We start from the raw sequence: 16863 nt of genomic DNA, 5'->3' as shown, positions 1-16863 counted from the left end.
CAGAGCCGGTTCCGCGGCGTTCGCTTGATCTTGGGCGGCGCTGGCGCGCGCCCCTTCGGTCGTCTGTCCCGAGAGTGACGCGTCTAGACCATGGAAAGCCCCAACAAGAGGCCGCAGCGGCCGCGGCTACCCTGCCCGCGTTCCTGAAAGCTTCCTGAACGCCCCGAGGACCCGATGAGCCGCACCACCGTTCCGCCCGAGCAGCTCGCGCTGCAGCGCCTGTACCACTGGGAAAAGACGACGCCGGACCGCGTCGTGTTCACGCAGCCGATGGGCGGCGGCGCGATCAAGACCTTCACCTGGCGCGAGGCGATGGACCAGGTGCGGCGCATGGCCGGGCACCTGAAGAGCCTCGGCCTGGCGCCTGGCGACAAGGTGGCGCTGCTGTCGAAGAACACCGCCTGGTGGCTGATCGCCGACTGGGCGATCTGGATGGCCGGCGGCGTCTCGGTGCCGCTGTACCCGACGCTGGCCGCCGACACGATCCGCCAGATCCTCGACCACAGCGAGTCGAAGCTGCTGTTCGTCGGCAAGCTCGACGGCTTCGACGGCATGAAGCCCGGCATCCCCGCCGGCCTGCCGTGCATCGCGATGCCGCTGGCACCCAAGGGTGCGAACTACGCGAGCTGGGACGACGCGATCGCCAAGGCCAAGCCGATCGCCGGCCAGCCGGTGCGCGACGGCGACGAGCTATCGACCATCATGTACACCTCCGGCACCACCGGCAACCCGAAGGGCGTGATGCACAGCTTCGCGACCTTCGCCTGGTCGGTGCAGGCCGGCCTGAAGCGCCTGAACCTGGGCCCCAACACCCGCGTGCTGAGCTACCTGCCGCTGTCGCACGTGGCCGAGCGCACGCTGATCGAGCACGGCCTGTTCGCCACCGGCATGCAGGTGTGGTTCGCCGAGAGCCTGGAGACCTTCACCGCCGACCTGCAGCGCGCGCGGCCGACGGCCTTCTTCTCGGTGCCGCGGCTGTGGGTCAAGTTCCAGCAGGGTGTCAGCGCGAAGATGCCGCCGGAGAAGCTCAACCGCATGCTGAGGATCCCGATCCTCGGCGGCATCGTGCGCCGCAAGATCCTCGGCGCGCTGGGCCTCGACCAGTGCCAGTTCGCCGCCGGCGGCGCCGCGCCGATGCCGCCCGAGCTGCTGAAGTGGTACGAGAAGCTCGGCCTGCCGATCGTCGAGGTCTACGGCATGACCGAGAACTGCGGCGTCTCGCACGCCACCTTCCTCGGCAAGCCGAGGCCCGGCACCGTCGGCATGCCCTACGAGGGCATCGAGACGCGCATCGACCCGGCCAACGGCGAGATCCAGATGCGCAGCCCCGGGCTGATGCTCGGCTACTTCAAGGAGCCCGAGCTGACCAAGCAGACCTTCACCGACGACGGCTGGCTGCACACCGGCGACAAGGGCCAGCTCGACGCGGAGGGCAACCTGAAGATCACCGGCCGCGTGAAGGACCTGTTCAAGACCAGCAAGGGCAAGTACGTCGCGCCCGCGCCGATCGAGGACCGGCTGGTGATGCACACCGCGATCGAGGCCTGCTGCGTCACCGGCGCCAACCTCGGCCAGCCGCTGGGCATCGTGATGCTGAACATCGACGCCGCCCAACGCGCGAAGGACGCGTCCTCGAAGAAGAGCCTCGAGGACTCGCTGGCCGAGCACCTGAAGACTGTCAACGCCAAGCTCGACCCGCACGAGCAGCTCGATTCGCTGATCGTCGTCACCGAGCCCTGGACCGTCGACAACGGCTTCATCACGCCGACCTTCAAGGTCAAGCGCAACCGCGTCGAGGAAGCCTACGGCGGGCAGTACGAGCGCTGGTCGGAAAGCCGCAAGTCGGTCATCTGGCTGAGCTGACGACGCCGCGCACCGGCATCGGCCGGTGCGCCCCGCGCGGGCCGCGCGGGCGGCCTGGCGGGCGCAGGTTCAGTCGACCTTCGCGCCCGAGGCCTTGACCACCTTCGCCCACTTCGCGGTCTCCGCGGCGATCATTTTCGCGAAGTCCGCCGGGCTGTTGCCGCTGGGGATCGCGCCCTGGGCCTGCAGGCGTTCCTTCAGCGCCGGCGTGGCCAGCGCCTTCGCGGTTTCCTGCTGCACGCGGTTGACGATGTCCATCGGCGTGCCGGCGGGTGCCAGCAGGCCGAACCACGAGCTGGCCTCGTAGCCCTTCAGCGCGCTGCCGCCGGCTTCCTCGACCGTCGGCAGGTCCGGCATCGCCGACGAGCGCGTCGCACTGGTCACCGCCAGCGCCTTCAGCTTGCCGGCCTTGATCTGCGGCAGCGCCGACGGCAGGTTGTCGAACATCAGGTCCATGTTGCCGCCGATCAGGTCGATCAGCGCCGGGCCCGAGCCGCGGTACGGGAAGTGGACCATGTAGGTGCCAGTCATGGTCTTGAACAGCTCGCCGGCGAGGTGGATCGAGGTGCCGTTGCCGGAGCTCGCCATGTTCATGCGCCCCGGGTTGGCCTTCGCGGCCTTCACCAGGTCGGCCACGGTGTTGACGCCGTAGCGCTGCGCGCTGGCCGGGTTCAGCACCAGCACGTTGGGCACGCCGGCCACCAGCGTGACGGGCTGGAAGTCCTTCACGTGGTCGTAGGGCATCTTCGGGTACACGGACGGGTTGATCGCATGCGTGCCCACCGTGCCCATCAGCAGCGTGTAGCCGTCGGCCGCGGCCTTCGAAACCTCGGCCGCGCCGTTGTTTCCGCCGGCGCCGGGCTTGTTGTCGACGACGAAGGGCTGTCCGAAGGCCTTCTGCAGCTCGGGCGCCAGCGCGCGCGCCAGGATGTCGGTGGTGCCGCCGGCCGCGAACGGCACGACGATGCGCACCGGCTTCGTCGGCCACGTACTTTGGGCATTGGCACCCGGCAGCGCGAGCAACGCGGCGGCGCCGACCAGCAGGTGGCGCCGGCTCGGGGCGCCAGGCGATCGTCTCGGCATGAAGTCTCCTCGTCTTGTGGTGATCCGCGCATCATGCCGTGATCGCGGCCCCGGCCGGCGCGCGTCCGGGCGGCGGCGCGTCCGGGCCAGCGTCGATGCGCAGGTGCACGCGGCCCTCGACCCAGGCGCGCTCGAAGTCGCTTTCCAGCGCGCGCAGCGCTTCGGCGTCGGCGACGTCGGCCTGCACGATGCCGACCGCGCGGTTGCGGCCCTGGCTCTTCGCGGTGTAAAGCGCCATGTCGGTCAGGTTCACGGCCTGCTCCGGCGACAGCGTCACGCCGTGCGGCGGCAGCGGGAACACCGCATGGCCGATCGACGCCGTGCAGCGCACGGTGCTGCCGTCGGCCAGGGTCACCGGCGTGCCGGCGACGGCCTGCAGCAGGCGCTGCGCCAGCGCCTCGGTGTCGTGGCGATGCAGCGACGGGGCCAGCACCAGGAACTCCTCGCCGCCCCAGCGCGCGACCGTGTCCGTCTCGCTGCGCACCGCGGCGGCGATGCGGTGCGCGACCTCGACCAGCACCTGGTCGCCGGCGCCGTGGCCCTGGTTGTCGTTGATGTGCTTGAAGTGATCGATGTCGATCATCAGCAGTGCGCCGCGGAAGCCCTTGTCGGCCTGGCCGCTGTCCTGCAGCACGGCCTGGAAGTGGCGCCGGTTGGCCAGGCCGGTCAGCGGGTCTCGTTCGCTCTGCACACGCAGCTTCGCGCGGCTGTGCTCGAGCGCGCGGTTGGTCTCGCGCACGCGCCGCACCAGCAGCAGCATCAGCGCCATCGCCAGCACCAGCACGCCGGCGCCCAGTGTCCAAAGCTTGCGCAGCAGGCCCTGGTTGTCGATCTGCGCGGTCTTCAGTGCGTTGTCCCGCTCCAGCAGCATGATGTTGCGCTGCTGCGCCTCGCTGTCGTAGCGCGAGCGCAGCTCGGCCAGCGCCGTTTCGCGGTTGGCTTCCATCAGCCGGCGCGACAGCTCGGTCTCGCGGTGGTGCAGCTCGAGCGCGCCGCGCAGGTCGCCGACCTTGGCCAGGGCGTCGCCGAACTCGCGCATCGCGGTCACCTGCTGGCCGATCGCACCGTCGGCCGACCACGCGGCCTGCAGCGCCTCGAAGTCGGCGCGGGCCTCGGCGCGGCGGCCGAGCGCGACGCGCGCGAGCATCGCGTTGTGCGTCAGCGCGCGTTCGATGCGCTTGCTGCGCAGCGGCTTCACCGCGACCAACCCCTGCAGCGCATAGTCCAGCGCCTCGGCAGGCCGGCCGGACTGCACCGACTGGTCGCTCAGGTTGACCAGCGCCATCGCCTCGTAGCGCGCGAGCTGCGCCTGCCGCGCGACCGACAGGGCGCGCAGCTCGCTGCTGCGCGCGCGCGTCCAGTCGCCCTGGTCCTGGCCGATGTTGCCGTCGACCAGTGCCAGGCGCGCCGTCAGGTGCGGCTCGTTCTCGCGGGCGGCCAGTTGCTGCGCGCGCTCGAGGTGCGCGTGGGCGCGCGTGAAGTCGCGCTCGTTGCCCGCGGCCAGCGCCAGCTCGCTTTCGCTCCACGCCTGGCGCCAGCCGTCGTTGCCGGCGATCGCCAGCTCGAGCGCCGCGCGGGCATGCTGGCGCGCGGCGGCCGGCGCACGCTGGCCGCGCGAATGGCTGGCCAGCAGCTGCAGCAGGCGCCAGCGCGCGCGGTACTCGCAGTCGGACTGCGGTGGTGCCAGCGCCTTGCAATGGCTGTCGTAGGCCGACAGCGCGGCGCGCGCAAGGTCGGGCAGCGTGGCCGCGTCGTCGTGCTCCGCGCGCAGCGCCAGCAGGTACTGCCGGTCGGCCTCGACCAGCAGCGCGGGCCCGACCGCACGTGCCGCGTCCAGCGCGTCCTCCCGGCGCCGCGCGGCGTCGGCATCGTCGGCACCGCGCGCGGCAATCTCGGCCCGGGTGCGGGCGCGCCAGCGCGCTTCCTCGGCCCCGGCAGGCGCCGGCAGCGCATCGAGCGCCTCCAGCGCCTTGGCCGGCCGGTCCTCGCCGAGCAGCCGCAGGGCGTCGAGCTGCTGTTCCGGCGTCGCCGCGCCGGCGGGGCCGGCCGGGAGCGCCAGCGTCGCGGCCAGGGCCGCGGTCAGCATGCACAGGCGCAGGCCGCTCGTCATGCCACGGGCTCCTGCGCGGCGGTCGCGCCGGCCTGCGACGGCCCTCGGAGCGGCGTCAGCTTGACGCGCCCGTCGGTCCACGCCGCCTCGAGGCCGCGGCTGATCTGCACCAGCTCGGTCTCGTCGCGGGCGTGCAGCAGGCGCACGCCGTAGGCGAGGTTGCGGCCATGGGCCTTGGCCAGGTAGAGCGCGGTGTCGACGAGGTCCAGCGCATGCTCCCAGTTCACCGCCAGCCGCGTCGGCTCGGTCGGGAAGCAGGCATAACCGATCGAGGCGCTGATGGCCACCGGCGGGGCGCCGGACCCGGGCAGCGCCACCGGCGTGCCGCCGATGGCGGTGAGCAGCCGCTGCGCGAGCGCCTGCACCTGGTCCTGCGTCAGCGCCTGGGCGACGACGAGGAATTCCTCGCCGCCCCAGCGCACGACGAGGTCCTCGTCGCGCAGCGTCGCGCGCAGCCGGCGGGCCACCTCGATCAGCACCGCGTCGCCGGCGGCATGGCCATGGCGGTCGTTGATGCGCTTGAAGTGGTCGAGGTCGATCAGCAGCAGCGAGCCCTCGAACGGCTGCGCGCCGTCGGCCTCCGGCTGCATCACGCGCTGCAGGTAGCGCCGGTTCGCGAGGTTGGTCAGCGGATCGCGTTCACTCTGTGTCTGCAGCAGCGCGTTGCCCTCGACGAGCAGGTGACCGGCCCGGCGCAGCTTCAGCAGCAGCACCGCGGCCAGCGCCAGCACCAGCACGCCGATGGCCGCCGCGGCGATCCACACCCGCTGCTGCAGCTGCGCGCCGGTCAGCTGCGCCTGCTTCAGGCTGTTCTCGCGCTGCAGCAGGTCGAGCTCGCGCTGGCGGCGTTCGTTGTCGAAACCTTCCTGCAGCTCCAGGATGGCCTGCTGCTGGTCGCGGCGGAAGACTTCGTCGGACAGCTTGCGGAAGCGCCGGTAGGCCTCGACGGCGTCGGCCAGGTAGCCCGCGCGCTCGAGGTAGATGCCCAGCTCCTCCTGCGTCTGTGCCAGGCTGGTCACGGCGCCGGCGCGTTCGTCGATGGCCATCGAGCGGCGCGCGTACTCGAGGCCTTCGTCGCGCTGGCGCATCGAGATCAGCGCCAGGCCGATGTTGGCCAGCGCCACCGACTCGCTGGCCGGGTCGGAGAGCTCGCGCGCCAGCGGCAGCGCCTCGCGCGACAGGCGCAGCGCGGTCGCGTAGTCGCCACCCTTCAGGTAGTGGTCGGCCAGGTTCGCCAGGCCCAGCACCTCGTCTTCGCGCGCGCCGGTCTCGCGTGCCAGCTCCATCATGCGCTGCATCGCGCGCAGCTCGCCCGCGGCGTCGCCGGCATCGGCCAGCAGCATGCCCTCGATGTTCAGCGCGCGCGATTCGGCCAGCTTGTCGCCGGCGGCGCGGGCGCGCGCCAGCGCATCGCGGTTCATCTCGCGCGCCGCCTGGTCCTGCTTGGCCAGCCGCAGCGTGTAGGCCAGCGCCATGCGGGCTTCCGACTGGCGCCAGGCCGGGCCGGCCTGGTCGGCCAGCTGGATCAGCTGCTGGCGCAGCCGCACCGCTTCGTCGAGCTGGCCGGTTTCTTCCTTGACGCTCGCCAGCAGGTGCATCAGCCGGTAGCGCAGCGACGGCATCGCCCCGGCGGGCAGCAGCGCGAGCGCATCGGCGGCCTGGCGGTCGGCACGCGCCATCGGGCCCCGCCGCTGCGTCAGCGTCGCGCGCACGTAGCCGGCCGCGGCCGCCGCGCTGGGCTCGCGGCCGCGCAGCTGCTCGAGCTCGCGCAGCGCCAGCTCGGCCCCTTCGGCATCGTCGCGCTGCGCCTGGAGCTGTCCGCGCAGTGCCAGCGCCAGCACGCGCTGCGCACTGGCGTCGGGCAATGTCGGTGCCAGCGCACCGAGCCGCGCGATGGCCTCGCGCGGCTGCGCGCGGGAGGAGTCCTCGAGTGCGGCCAGCCGGCCGTCGGGCGCCGGGGCGGACGAGGGCGAAGGCGAGGGCGCGGCCGTGCCGGCCGTGGCCAGCACCAACAGCGCGCAGGCCGTGCCCGCGCGCAGCATCGTCGCCAACAGCTTCATCGACGAGGAACGGCGCCGGACAACATAGGGGCTCCCAGTGTACGGAGCCCGTCCGGCGCGCCGCGCGCAATATTGCGCGCGCGGCGTCGGGCTTACCCGCGTTCGTGCCCGCCGGGGCGACCGGGCTGCAGGTGCTCAAGCAAGTGCTCGAGCAGGTGCTCGTGCACCGCCGGGTCGGCGAGGATGCGGCGGTGGCCGAGGTCCTGCGTCAGCGCCAGCTGCGCGCCGGGGATGGCGGACTGCAGCCGCTGGGCACTGGCGAGCGGTGCGGTGCGGTCGTCGCGGTCGTGCACCAGCAGCGTCGGCGCGTCCAGCCGCGGCCCGAGCCACGCGGCCTCGAACTGCTGCATCGGCACGCCGGACTGGCGCTCGAACCACGCCTGCATGCGCACGGCCAGCGGCTCGCCCGGGCCGAGCACGCCGGCGAACCAGCGCAGGAACTGCCGCGGCGGCGGCGACACCGCGACGAGCGCCAGCCGCCGTGCCGGCAAGCCGCGCGCCACGGCATGCGCGGCCGCCAGCGCGCCGAGCGAATGGGCGGCGATGCCGTGCCACGGCCCCTGCGTCGCGCTCACCGCGAACAGCGCGCGCACCCATTGCGGCAAGGTCGCCCGCCGGCCGTCGCTGCGGCCGTGCGCCGGCAGGTCCAGCAGCACCGGGTCGAAGCCCGCGTCGGCCAGCCGGTCGCCCAGTGCGCGCCACTGCTGCGCATCACCGGCCCAGCCGTGCACCAGCAGCACCTTCGGCGCGCCGGCGACGACGTCGCTGCGGTGCCAGGTGGCGAGCCGCCCGTCCTCGAAGCGATGGTGGCGCGCGGTCCACGGTGCCGGCACCGGTTTCGCACGGGCGTGCCGCTTGCCCGGCAGCGGCGTGCAGAACAGCGCCAGCGCCAGCCGCGCGGTCAGCGCCGGCGACCAGCGCTGCGCCTGGCGCAGCACCGCGCTGAAGACACGCGCCGCCGGCGTCGCGTAGAACGCCGCGGCCGGATTCACCGGGTTCACCGCCGCGGCGCTGCCCGACGAGGCGCCGGCGTCGCTCACAGGACCCCCTGGGCGGTGCGCGCCGTGCACCGCGGACCCGCGAGGGGCCGCTTCGCGTCCGGGGCGAGTTCGGGGCTCATGGCCGCCCCCCGGTGTCGCCTTCGACGAGGCCGAAGTCGGCATTGCGGTGCGGCAGCGCCGACCACAGGCGCCAGGCGGCGCGTGCAGCGCGGCCGACGACGAACAGCAGCAGGACAACAAGGATCAGGCTCATGACACGCTCCTGGTGGGCACGTTGGTTGGCCAGTTAGCACGATCGTGCGAAATCAGGCCGCGAAAAGAGTCGCCCGGGGTCTTCATGGGACCCTCAACGCGACCGGGAAGAGATCGAAGCGGCGGGGGCCGCCGACGGCGCGAGCGCCGCGCGGATCAGCCGCTGCCAGGCGGACCACGCACGGTCGGGCGCGCGGGCATCGTCGAGGAAACGCGCGTCCCGCATCAGGCCGGTGAACAGCGCATCCATCTCGAAGACCATCTGCTCGGCATCGGTGTCGGGCAGCAGGTGGCCGGCGTCGATGGCCTGGATCACGGTGCGCTTGAGCGCCGCGCGCCAGCGCATCACGCCCTCCTTCAGGCGCTCGCGCACCGGGCCGGCGCGGTCGTCGTACTCGAAGGCGCCGGCGCAGTAGATGCACCCGGTGCGCAGCTCGACCTCGCGGGCGCGCTGCAGCCACAGGCGCATGATGGCGTCCAGCCGCGGCAGGCCGCGCGGCTCGCGCATCGCCGGCATGAAGACGTCCTGCAGGAAGCGGCGGTCGTATTCCTCGACCACCGCGCACTGCAGCGCCTCGCGCGAGCCGACGCGCGAGAACACGCCGCTCTTGGACAGCCCGAGCCGCTTGGCCACTTCGCCGATGGTCAGGCTCTCGAGCCCGTCGGCCGCCGCCATCTGCACGGCGGTGTCGACGATGGCCGCGAGGGTCAGGCCGCTGCGTTCAGTCCGGGTTTCCATGGGAGCGGACGATAGCACGGTCGTGCGAAGCAAATTCGCACCCTCGTGCGAGAAGCCATCCGTGGCGTGGGGGCATCGCCGCGTCACGCCGTCGCCCGCGGCGCGCGGCCCACCGCTACCATCGCCCGGAGCGGTCTGCCGCCGAAGCACGCATGCGACCCGCCACCGACCGAGCCGAGCCCGCGCCGCCGCCCGCGGCCGCCGCGCCGCTGCCCGAGTTGTCGATGCTGGCGCCGCGCGAGGAGTTCGCCGCGCTGAGCGCGCGCGTGCTGTGCCGCTTCGTGATCCTGCTCGGGCTGCTGCTGCTGGCCTCGGCCGCGCTCGAGAGTGGGGTCGCGACGGACCGCGCACGCGTGCCGCTGCGCGCCCTGCTGGGACTGGCCGCCAGCATCGGCGGCGGCGTCGGCATGCTGCTCGAGCGGCGCGGACACTACCAGGCCGCGGGCCTGCTCACCTTGCTGGTGCTGCTGGCGGCCGCGATCGTCCATGCGTGGGGCACGGGCCTGGGCCTGCACTCGCTGGCGCTGGCCGGCGTCAGCTTGCTGCTGGTCATCGCCGGTGTGCTGCTGAGCCTGCGCGTCGCGGTGCTGATCGCGGCGCTGAACCTCGCCGGCGTGCTGCTGCTGTATGCGGCGCAGCGCCGCGGCTGGTTGATGGCGCCCGACGCGCTGCAGCGCTTCGATCCCGATGCGCGGCTGATCGGCCAGCTGCTGATGATCGCCGCCGGCCTGCTGGCCGCGCTGACGCTGTCGCGGCCCCTGCAGCGCAGCCTGCAGCGCGCGCTCGGCCAGGAACGCCGGCTCGGCCAGCTGCTGCGGCTGGGCAGCGACTGGGCCTGGGAGCTCGCGCCCAACGGCCGCCTGGTGATGCTGACGCCGTCGTTCGAGCACCATACCGGCCGTCGCGTCGACGAGTTCATGCGGCTGAACCAGCCGGGCGGTCCGCGCAACGTGGACGATGCGGACTGGGGCGCGTTCCTGGAGGCGATGCGCAAGCAGCAGCCGTTTCGCGAGCTGGTCTGCAGCTACCGCTGCACCGACGGCACCTTGCTGGTGATCAAGGCCAGCGGCGAGCCGATGCGCGACGAGGCGGGCCGCTTCCTCGGCTGGTGGGGCGTGAGCCGCAATGTCACCGCCGAGGTGCAGGCGCAGCGCGAGCTGCAGCGCTCGCGCGACATGCTCGACCGGCTGTTCAGGGAGTCGCCCGACGCGATCTTCGTCGCGCCGGTGGTCAGCGGCCAGCTGACGATGTTCAACGCCGCGTTCATGCAGCTGACCGGCTTCGACGAGCACGAGCTGCTCGGCCGCAACGGCGTCGAGCTCGGGCTGTGGCGCGAGCCGTCGCAGGCCGTCGCGCTGCGCGACGAGCTGCTGCAGCACGGCCGCCTGCGCGACAAGCGCTCGATCGTCTACAACAAGGCCGGCGAGCGCCGCCACGTGCTGATCAGCGCCGGTCGCTTCGAATGGGACGGCGAAGCGGTGGGCGTGTTCAGCGCGCGCGACATCACCGAGGTCGAGCGCGCCTGGGCCGAGGGCGAAGCGATCCTCAACAACGCGTCGGTCGGGGTCGCGCTGGTGCGCGACCACGTGTTCGAGCGCATCAACCCGGCGTTCGAGCGCATGTACGGCCGGCCCGTGGGCTCGCTGCGCGGCGCGCCGGTGTCGACGCTGTTCGCCAAGATGCGCCACTTCGAGCGCTTCTTCTCGGCAGCCGATCAGGCGCTGGCCCGCGGCGAGACGGTGGACGTCGAACGCCACGCGCTGCGACCAGACGGCAGCACGCTGCTGGTGCGCCTGCGCGGCCGGGCGGTCGATGCGGCGCGCCCGCGCGACGGCGGCGCGATCTGGGTTGCCGAGGACATCACCGAGAGCCGCCGCGTCGAGCAGGTGCTGGCCGAGGCCCGCAACCAGGCGGAGGCCGCCAGCCAGGCCAAGAGCGCCTTCCTCGCCAGCATGAGCCACGAGATCCGCACCCCGCTCAACGGCGTGCTGGGCCTGGCGCGGCTGCTGCTCGACCCGGCGCTCGACGAACGCCAGCGCCAGGACTACCTGCGCCTGCTGGCGGAATCGGCCGAGGGGCTCTCGGGCATCGTCTCCGGCGTGCTGGACCTGACGAAGATCGAGGCCGGCCGGCTGCAGGTCGAGCGTGTGCCCTTCGACCTGGCCGGGCTCGTCGACAGCGCCTTCGGCGCCTTCGCGACGCTGGGCCGCGAACGCGGGCTGCAGATGCGGTGCGAGATCGACGAAACGCTGCCGCTGCGCGTGCTGGGCGACCCGGTGCGGCTGCGCCAGATCCTGTCGAACTACCTGAACAACGCGCTGAAGTTCACGCAGCACGGGACGATCACTTTGCGCGTCAGCGCGTCCGCGCCGCCGCGGGTCCGGCTGGAGGTCGAGGACACCGGCATCGGCGTCGCGCCGCAGGTGCGCGAGCGCCTGTTCCAGCCGTTCGAGCAGGCCGACGGCTCGACGACGCGGCGCTTCGGCGGCACCGGGCTGGGCCTGTCGATCTGCCGCCAGCTCGCCGAGCTGATGGGCGGCGCCGTCGGCGTCGACAGCGACGGGCTGAGCCCCGCACGGCCGCCCGAAGGGGCTCAGCCCCCGCTCGGCGGGGAGGCGCGCAGCGCCAGGGGTGCCGGACCCGGCAGCCGCTTCTGGGTCGAGCTGCCACTGCCGGCGGCGGACGAACCGGCGGCCGATGCCGCGACCGCCGGCAGCGTGCCGTCGGCCGCGCTGACCGGCATGCGCGTGCTGGTCGCCGAGGACAACCCGGTCAACATGCTGATCATCGTCGCGCTGCTGCGCCGGCTCGGCGCCGAGCCGCTCGAAGCCGCCGACGGCGAACAGGCCCTCGCGCTGGCGCGCGAGCACGTGCAGACGCTGGACGCCGTGCTGATGGACCTGCACATGCCGGTGCTCGACGGTCTGGCCGCCGCACGCGCATTGCGCGACGACCCGCGCACCGCGGCGCTGCCGGTGGTGGCGCTGTCGGCCGCGGTGCTGGAGATCGAGCGCCGCCAGGCGGAGGAAGCCGGCATGTGCGACTTCATCGCCAAGCCGGTCGACGAGGCCGAGCTGCTGCGCGCGCTCGGCCGGCTGCGGCCGTTGCGGGCGGCGTGAAGGCCGTGACAATGCCGACCCGCCTGCGAACGTCGATGAAGCCTGTCGTCCTGCCCCGGTGGCTGCTCGGCTGCGCCCTGCTGGGCGCGGCGATGGCCTGCCCCGCGCGCACGATCAAGGTCTGCATCCCGGCCAACCCCTTCCCACCGCTGACCTTTCCCGGTCGCGAAGGCCAGGGGCAGTGGCTGCTGCGCAAGGCGGTGGAGCGCCAGGGGGACGTCGTCGAAGTCGAGGCCGTGCCCTGGGTGCGTTGTACCGATGGCGCCGCGGCCGGCACCTACGACGTCGCGATGCCGCCGTCGGCCCATCCCGCGTTCCTGCCGACCCTGGCCTTTCCGATGGCGGCAGGACAGGTCGACCCGAGCCGGGCCGTCGGCAGCGTCACCCTGGTGGCCCTGCGGCGGGTCGGCAGCCGGGCCTGGTGGGACGGTACGAGCTTCTCCGGGCTGAACTCGCCGGTCATGTTCAACAAAGGCGTGGTCAGCGTGCGGGAGAAGCTGGCCAAGCTCGGCGTGCCCGGCGACGAGGGCGCCAGCGCCAACGAGTCGCTGCTGAACAAGCTGCTGCTCGGCCGCGGCGAGATCCTGATCCTCAACGCGCAGCAGGCGGCCGAGGAAGTGGCCAGCGACGAGTATCGCGGCAAGATCGAGATCCTGTCGGCGCCCTTCCTGAGCTTCACGCTGCATGCGGCGTTCAACCGCCGGTTCCAGTTGGCCCAGCCGGACTACGTCGAGGCCGTCTGGACCGAGATCGGCCGCCTGCGCGCGTCGCCGGAATGGAGCCGGATCGCGCCGACGCTGGCGAAGTGAGCGGGCGCCGGCCTCGGGCCGTGGCCGCCGCCCTTCAGGCCGTGGCCGCTGCCCGCGGGCTCAGGCCGTGACCGCTGCGCGGTCGGGCGACCAGCCCCGCGGCACCGCGCCCAGCAGGCGCTTGGTGTACTCCTGCTGCGGCGCGGCCAGGATCTGCTGCGCGCTGGCCTGCTCGACGACCTCGCCATCCTTCATCACCAGCACCTCGTCGCTGATGAAGCGCACTACCGCGAGGTCGTGGCTGATGAAGACGTAGGACAGGCCGAGCTCGTCCTGCAGGTCGCGCAGCAGGTTCAGCACCTGCGCCTGCACCGAGACGTCGAGCGCGCTGACGGCTTCGTCGAGCACCAGCACTTCCGGGTCCAGCGTCAGGCAGCGGGCGATCGCCACGCGTTGGCGCTGGCCGCCGGAGAACTCGTGCGGGTACTTGCCGAAGGCCGAGGCGTCGAGGCCGACCTTGTTCAGCAGCGCGTGCGCGCGCGCCTCGCGTTCGGCGGTCGAGGCGCCGATGCCGTGGATGGACATCGGCTCGACCAGCGTCTGGCCGATCGTGAAGCGCGGGTTCAGCGACGCGTACGGGTTCTGGAACACGATCTGGATGCGCCGGCGCATCTGCTGGCGCTCGGCATCGCTGATCTTCAGCAGGTTCTTGCCGTCGAAGATCACCTCGCCGCCGGTCGGCTCGTGCAGGCGCAGCAGGGTCAGGCCCATCGTCGTCTTGCCGGAGCCCGACTCGCCGACCACGCCCAGCGTGTGGCCCTTGCGCAGCTGGAAGTTGACGTCGCGCACGGCGCGGAACTCGCGCTTGCCGAAGAGGCCTTCGCGCAGCCAGAAGCTCTTGGCCAGCGACCGGACCTCCAGCACCACCGGCGCGGCCGGGTCCTTCGCCTTCGCGACCCGTTGCGCCGCGCCGTTGCCGGCCTGGGCGGCGATGTGTTCGTCGATCACCGTCAGCCGCGCCGGGATGTCGGTCAGGCTGGGGCGGCAGGCCAGCAGCGCGCGCGTATAGGCGTCCTGCGGCGCCGAGAAGATGCGCTCGACCGGGCCCTGCTCGCGGATGACACCGTGGCGCATCACGACGACGTGGTCGGAGATCTCGCCCACCACGCCCAGGTCGTGGCTGATGAACAGCACGCTCATGCGGTGCTTGGTCTTCAGCTTGGCCAGCAGCTCGAGGATCTGGCGCTGGATCGTGACGTCGAGCGCGGTGGTCGGCTCGTCGGCGATCAAGAGCTTGGGCTCGCAGGCCAGCGCCATCGCGATCATCACGCGCTGCTGCTGGCCGCCGGACATCTCGTGCGGGTACGACTTCAGCCGGCGCTTCGGTTCCGGGATGCCGACCTCGCCGAGCAGCGCCTCGGCGCGTTCGATGGCCTGGCGCGCCGACAGGCCCATGTGCTTCATCAGCGGCTCGGACAGCTGCTGGCCGACGGTGAACACCGGGTTCAGCGAGCTCATCGGGTCCTGGAACACGCAGGCGATCTCGCGCCCGCGCAGGCCCTGCAGCTCGGGCAGCGAGGCCTGCAGCAGGTCGCGGCCCTGGTAGAGGATGCGGCCTTCGCGCTGCGCGTTGTCCGGCAGCAGGTTCAGCACGCTCATCGCGGTGACGCTCTTGCCTGAACCGGATTCGCCGACCAGCGCGACGGTCGAGTTCTCGGGGATGTCGAAGCTGACGCCCCTGACGGCATGCGCCAACGTCTTGCTGCCGCGATCGCCGAGGCGGAACGCGACCTTGAGGTCTTGAATGCTCAACAACATGAGGGGTTCACTCCGCGCCGCGCAGCTTGGGGTCGAGCGCATCGCGCCAGGCATCGGCCATCAGCGAGAACGCGGTCACGAAGACCGCCATGAAGGCGGTCGCGGCGGCCAGCTGCCACCAGTGGCCGAGGATCAGCTCGGCCTGCGATTCGGCGAGCATCGTGCCCCAGCTGACCTGGTCGATCGGCACGCCGAGGCCCAGGTAGGACAGGATCACTTCGCTCTTGATGAAGCCGACCACCAGCAGCGACATGCGCACCAGCACCACGTGGCTGACGTTGGGCAGGATGTGGCGGAACATGCGCGCCGTGGTCGACGCGCCGATGGCCTCGGCCGCGCGCACGTATTCGCGCGTCGAGTGCTTGATGAACTCGGCCCGCACTTGTCTGTACAGGTCGGTCCAGCCGACCAGGCCGAGGATGATCACGATGGTCCAGATGCCGCGCGGGATCACCGCGTCGGCGCGGTTCAGCACCGCGGCCAGCGTGAAGATCAGCAGGATGCCGGGGATCGACGTGAAGACGGTGTAGAGCCACTCGAGGAAGTCGCCGATCTTGCCGCCGAAGAAGCCCGACAGCGCCCCAAGCAGGGTGCCGAGCAGCGTGGCGAACACGGCGGCCAGCACGCCGACGGCCACCGACACCTGCGTGCCCTTGATGGCCTTGGACAGCACGTCGCGGCCCAGGCGGTCGCCGCCGAAGGGCAGCGTCTCGGCCTTCACGGTGTCGGTGCTCTTGAGCTTCGCGGCGCGCTCTTCCCATTCCTTGTAGCGCGGTGCCAGCGGATCCACCGCCGACAGGTCGACGTTGGGACCCTTGGGCGTGGCGATGGCGCCGGTGGCCTCGGGCGGCCTCGGGCCGACGAAGGTCGGCGGCGCGTTGGCCACGCCGACCTCGCGCTGCCAGTTGCTGGCCACGATGTTCAGGCCCGAGAGCAGGATCATCAGCAGGAAGCCGAACACGATCAGCATCGACACCAGGCCGACGCGGTCGCCCTTGAAGCGGCGCCACGCGGCATGCCAGACACCTTCGGAACGGGGGGCGGTCCCGACGGGCGCCGCCGGCGCAGGAAGCACGGCGCTCATTTGAGTACGACTCGCGGATCGACGACCTTGTAGAGGATGTCGGTCGTCAGGTTGATGAACATCGTCAGCACGGCCAGGTAAATGGTGGTCGCCTGGATGACGGGATAGTCGCTGCGGTTGACCGCCAGCAGCACCTCGCGGCCGAGGCCGGGGATCGAGAAGAAGACCTCGATCAGGAAGGAGCCGACGAAGATCGACGGCAGCGCCAGGCCGACGTTGGTGAGGATCGGGATCATCGCGTTGCGCAGCACGTGCTTGAACAGCACGGTGCGCTCGGTCAGGCCCTTGGCGCGCGCGGTGCGCACGTAGTCGTGGCCGAGCTCGTCGAGGAAGAAGCTGCGGTACAGCCGGGTCTGCGGCGACACGCCCACCATCACCGCCAGCAGCACCGGCAGCGGCACGTAGGTGGTCAGGTTGGTCCAGGTCGAATCGCTCCAGCCCTGCACCGGGAACCAGCCGAGCTGGAAGCCGAACAGGTACTGGCCGACGATGATGTAGACGAGGAAGCTGATCGACAGCGCGACGGTGGTGATCACCATCAGCGCACGGTCGGTCAGCGAGCCGCGCACGTAGGCCACGCCCAGCGCGATCGGGATCGCCAGCAGCGTGTCCAGCAGCAGGATCGGGATCATCACCGTCAGCGTCGCGGGCAGGCGCGTCGCGAACAGGTTGCTCACTGCTTCATTGGTGGCCCAGCTGCGGCCCCAGTCGAACGTGGCGATCTGCTTGACGAAGATCCACAGCTGCACGTACCAGGGCTCGTCGAGCTTCAGCTGCTGGCGGATCGCCGCGATCTGCTCGGCCGTGGCATTCAGGCCGCCGAGGATTTCGGCGGGATCGCCACCGAAGAAGTGAAACAGCACGAACACCAGCAGCACGACCCCGATCAATGTGGGGATCATTTGCCACAGGCGTCGTATCAGGTAGGCCACCATGACGCTGAAGCTCCAAAAGACACGATGGGAAGGGGCACCGGCTCGTGGCC

Annotated in this window: 12 protein-coding genes; 3 read left to right on the top strand and 9 right to left on the bottom strand. The window is 71.8% G+C overall.

Features of this window, described 5'->3' with window-relative positions; genetic code table 11:
* The first annotated feature begins 174 nt into the window (after positions 1 to 174).
* A complete protein-coding gene (locus tag P1K89_RS20425; protein WP_284618347.1) occupies positions 175 to 1863 on the top strand; it encodes an AMP-binding protein in 1689 nt (562 codons plus the stop codon).
* Between the two features lie 69 nt (positions 1864 to 1932).
* Here P1K89_RS20425 and P1K89_RS20420 read toward each other — a convergent pair whose 3' ends face one another.
* The 6 genes from P1K89_RS20420 to P1K89_RS20395 form a co-directional block, all read right to left on the bottom strand.
* Positions 1933 to 2946, bottom strand: coding sequence for a Bug family tripartite tricarboxylate transporter substrate binding protein (locus P1K89_RS20420; RefSeq protein WP_284618346.1), 1014 nt, complete (start codon positions 2944 to 2946; stop codon positions 1933 to 1935).
* Positions 2947 to 2977: 31 nt separating this feature from the next.
* Positions 2978 to 5056, bottom strand: coding sequence for a GGDEF domain-containing protein (locus P1K89_RS20415; RefSeq protein WP_284618345.1), 2079 nt, complete (start codon positions 5054 to 5056; stop codon positions 2978 to 2980).
* On the bottom strand, positions 5053 to 7116 hold the full coding sequence (locus P1K89_RS20410) for a GGDEF domain-containing protein (protein WP_284618344.1): 2064 nt from the start codon (positions 7114 to 7116) through the stop codon (positions 5053 to 5055). The genes P1K89_RS20415 and P1K89_RS20410 overlap by 4 nt, the downstream gene beginning before the upstream one ends.
* A 92-nt stretch (positions 7117 to 7208) precedes the next feature.
* Positions 7209 to 8156, bottom strand: coding sequence for an alpha/beta fold hydrolase (locus P1K89_RS20405; protein ID WP_284618343.1), 948 nt, complete (start codon positions 8154 to 8156; stop codon positions 7209 to 7211).
* A 76-nt stretch (positions 8157 to 8232) separates the two neighbouring features.
* The gene (locus P1K89_RS20400) at positions 8233 to 8370 is read right to left on the bottom strand and encodes a hypothetical protein (protein ID WP_284618342.1); all 138 of its coding nucleotides are present in this window, start codon (positions 8368 to 8370) and stop codon (positions 8233 to 8235) included.
* 93 nt (positions 8371 to 8463) lie between these two features.
* Positions 8464 to 9108, bottom strand: coding sequence for a TetR/AcrR family transcriptional regulator (locus P1K89_RS20395; RefSeq protein WP_284618341.1), 645 nt, complete (start codon positions 9106 to 9108; stop codon positions 8464 to 8466).
* Positions 9109 to 9260: 152 nt separating this feature from the next.
* On the opposite strand from P1K89_RS20395, the gene P1K89_RS20390 reads away from it, so the two are divergent.
* The gene (locus tag P1K89_RS20390; protein WP_284618340.1) at positions 9261 to 12227 is read left to right on the top strand and encodes a PAS domain S-box protein; all 2967 of its coding nucleotides are present in this window, start codon (positions 9261 to 9263) and stop codon (positions 12225 to 12227) included.
* A gap of 35 nt (positions 12228 to 12262) precedes the next feature.
* Positions 12263 to 13036: a transporter substrate-binding domain-containing protein gene (locus P1K89_RS20385; protein WP_284618339.1), complete on the top strand. Its 774-nt coding sequence runs from the start codon at positions 12263 to 12265 to the stop codon at positions 13034 to 13036.
* A gap of 60 nt (positions 13037 to 13096) precedes the next feature.
* On the opposite strand, the gene P1K89_RS20380 is transcribed toward P1K89_RS20385, so the two are convergent.
* Genes P1K89_RS20380 through P1K89_RS20370 form a run of 3 tightly spaced genes read right to left on the bottom strand, consistent with a single transcriptional unit; the run spans position 13097 to position 16813 of the window.
* Positions 13097 to 14794: an ABC transporter ATP-binding protein gene (locus P1K89_RS20380; protein WP_284618338.1), complete on the bottom strand. Its 1698-nt coding sequence runs from the start codon at positions 14792 to 14794 to the stop codon at positions 13097 to 13099.
* A 7-nt stretch (positions 14795 to 14801) separates the two neighbouring features.
* Entirely contained in the window at positions 14802 to 15878 is a 1077-nt protein-coding gene (locus tag P1K89_RS20375; protein WP_284618337.1) for an ABC transporter permease, read from the bottom strand.
* Entirely contained in the window at positions 15875 to 16813 is a 939-nt protein-coding gene (locus tag P1K89_RS20370) for an ABC transporter permease (RefSeq protein ID WP_284618336.1), read from the bottom strand. The genes P1K89_RS20375 and P1K89_RS20370 overlap by 4 nt, the downstream gene beginning before the upstream one ends.
* Between the last annotated feature and the right edge of the window lie 50 nt (positions 16814 to 16863).

It is taken from the genome of Aquabacterium humicola, from assembly GCF_030167915.1.
In the GTDB taxonomy this organism is placed as follows: domain Bacteria; phylum Pseudomonadota; class Gammaproteobacteria; order Burkholderiales; family Burkholderiaceae_C; genus Pseudaquabacterium; species Pseudaquabacterium humicola.
This window is presented reverse-complemented; position numbering and strand designations above follow the sequence as displayed.

Coding starts and splice junctions, on each gene's coding strand:
- P1K89_RS20425 (WP_284618347.1), top strand. CDS start 175: ATGAGCCGCACCACCGTTCCGCCCGAGCAGCTCGCGCTGCAGCGCCTG.
- P1K89_RS20420 (WP_284618346.1), bottom strand. CDS start 2,946: ATGCCGAGACGATCGCCTGGCGCCCCGAGCCGGCGCCACCTGCTGGTC.
- P1K89_RS20415 (WP_284618345.1), bottom strand. CDS start 5,056: ATGACGAGCGGCCTGCGCCTGTGCATGCTGACCGCGGCCCTGGCCGCG.
- P1K89_RS20410 (WP_284618344.1), bottom strand. CDS start 7,116: ATGAAGCTGTTGGCGACGATGCTGCGCGCGGGCACGGCCTGCGCGCTG.
- P1K89_RS20400 (WP_284618342.1), bottom strand. CDS start 8,370: ATGAGCCTGATCCTTGTTGTCCTGCTGCTGTTCGTCGTCGGCCGCGCT.
- P1K89_RS20395 (WP_284618341.1), bottom strand. CDS start 9,108: ATGGAAACCCGGACTGAACGCAGCGGCCTGACCCTCGCGGCCATCGTC.
- P1K89_RS20390 (WP_284618340.1), top strand. CDS start 9,261: ATGCGACCCGCCACCGACCGAGCCGAGCCCGCGCCGCCGCCCGCGGCC.
- P1K89_RS20385 (WP_284618339.1), top strand. CDS start 12,263: ATGAAGCCTGTCGTCCTGCCCCGGTGGCTGCTCGGCTGCGCCCTGCTG.
- P1K89_RS20380 (WP_284618338.1), bottom strand. CDS start 14,794: ATGTTGTTGAGCATTCAAGACCTCAAGGTCGCGTTCCGCCTCGGCGAT.
- P1K89_RS20375 (WP_284618337.1), bottom strand. CDS start 15,878: ATGAGCGCCGTGCTTCCTGCGCCGGCGGCGCCCGTCGGGACCGCCCCC.
- P1K89_RS20370 (WP_284618336.1), bottom strand. CDS start 16,813: ATGGTGGCCTACCTGATACGACGCCTGTGGCAAATGATCCCCACATTG.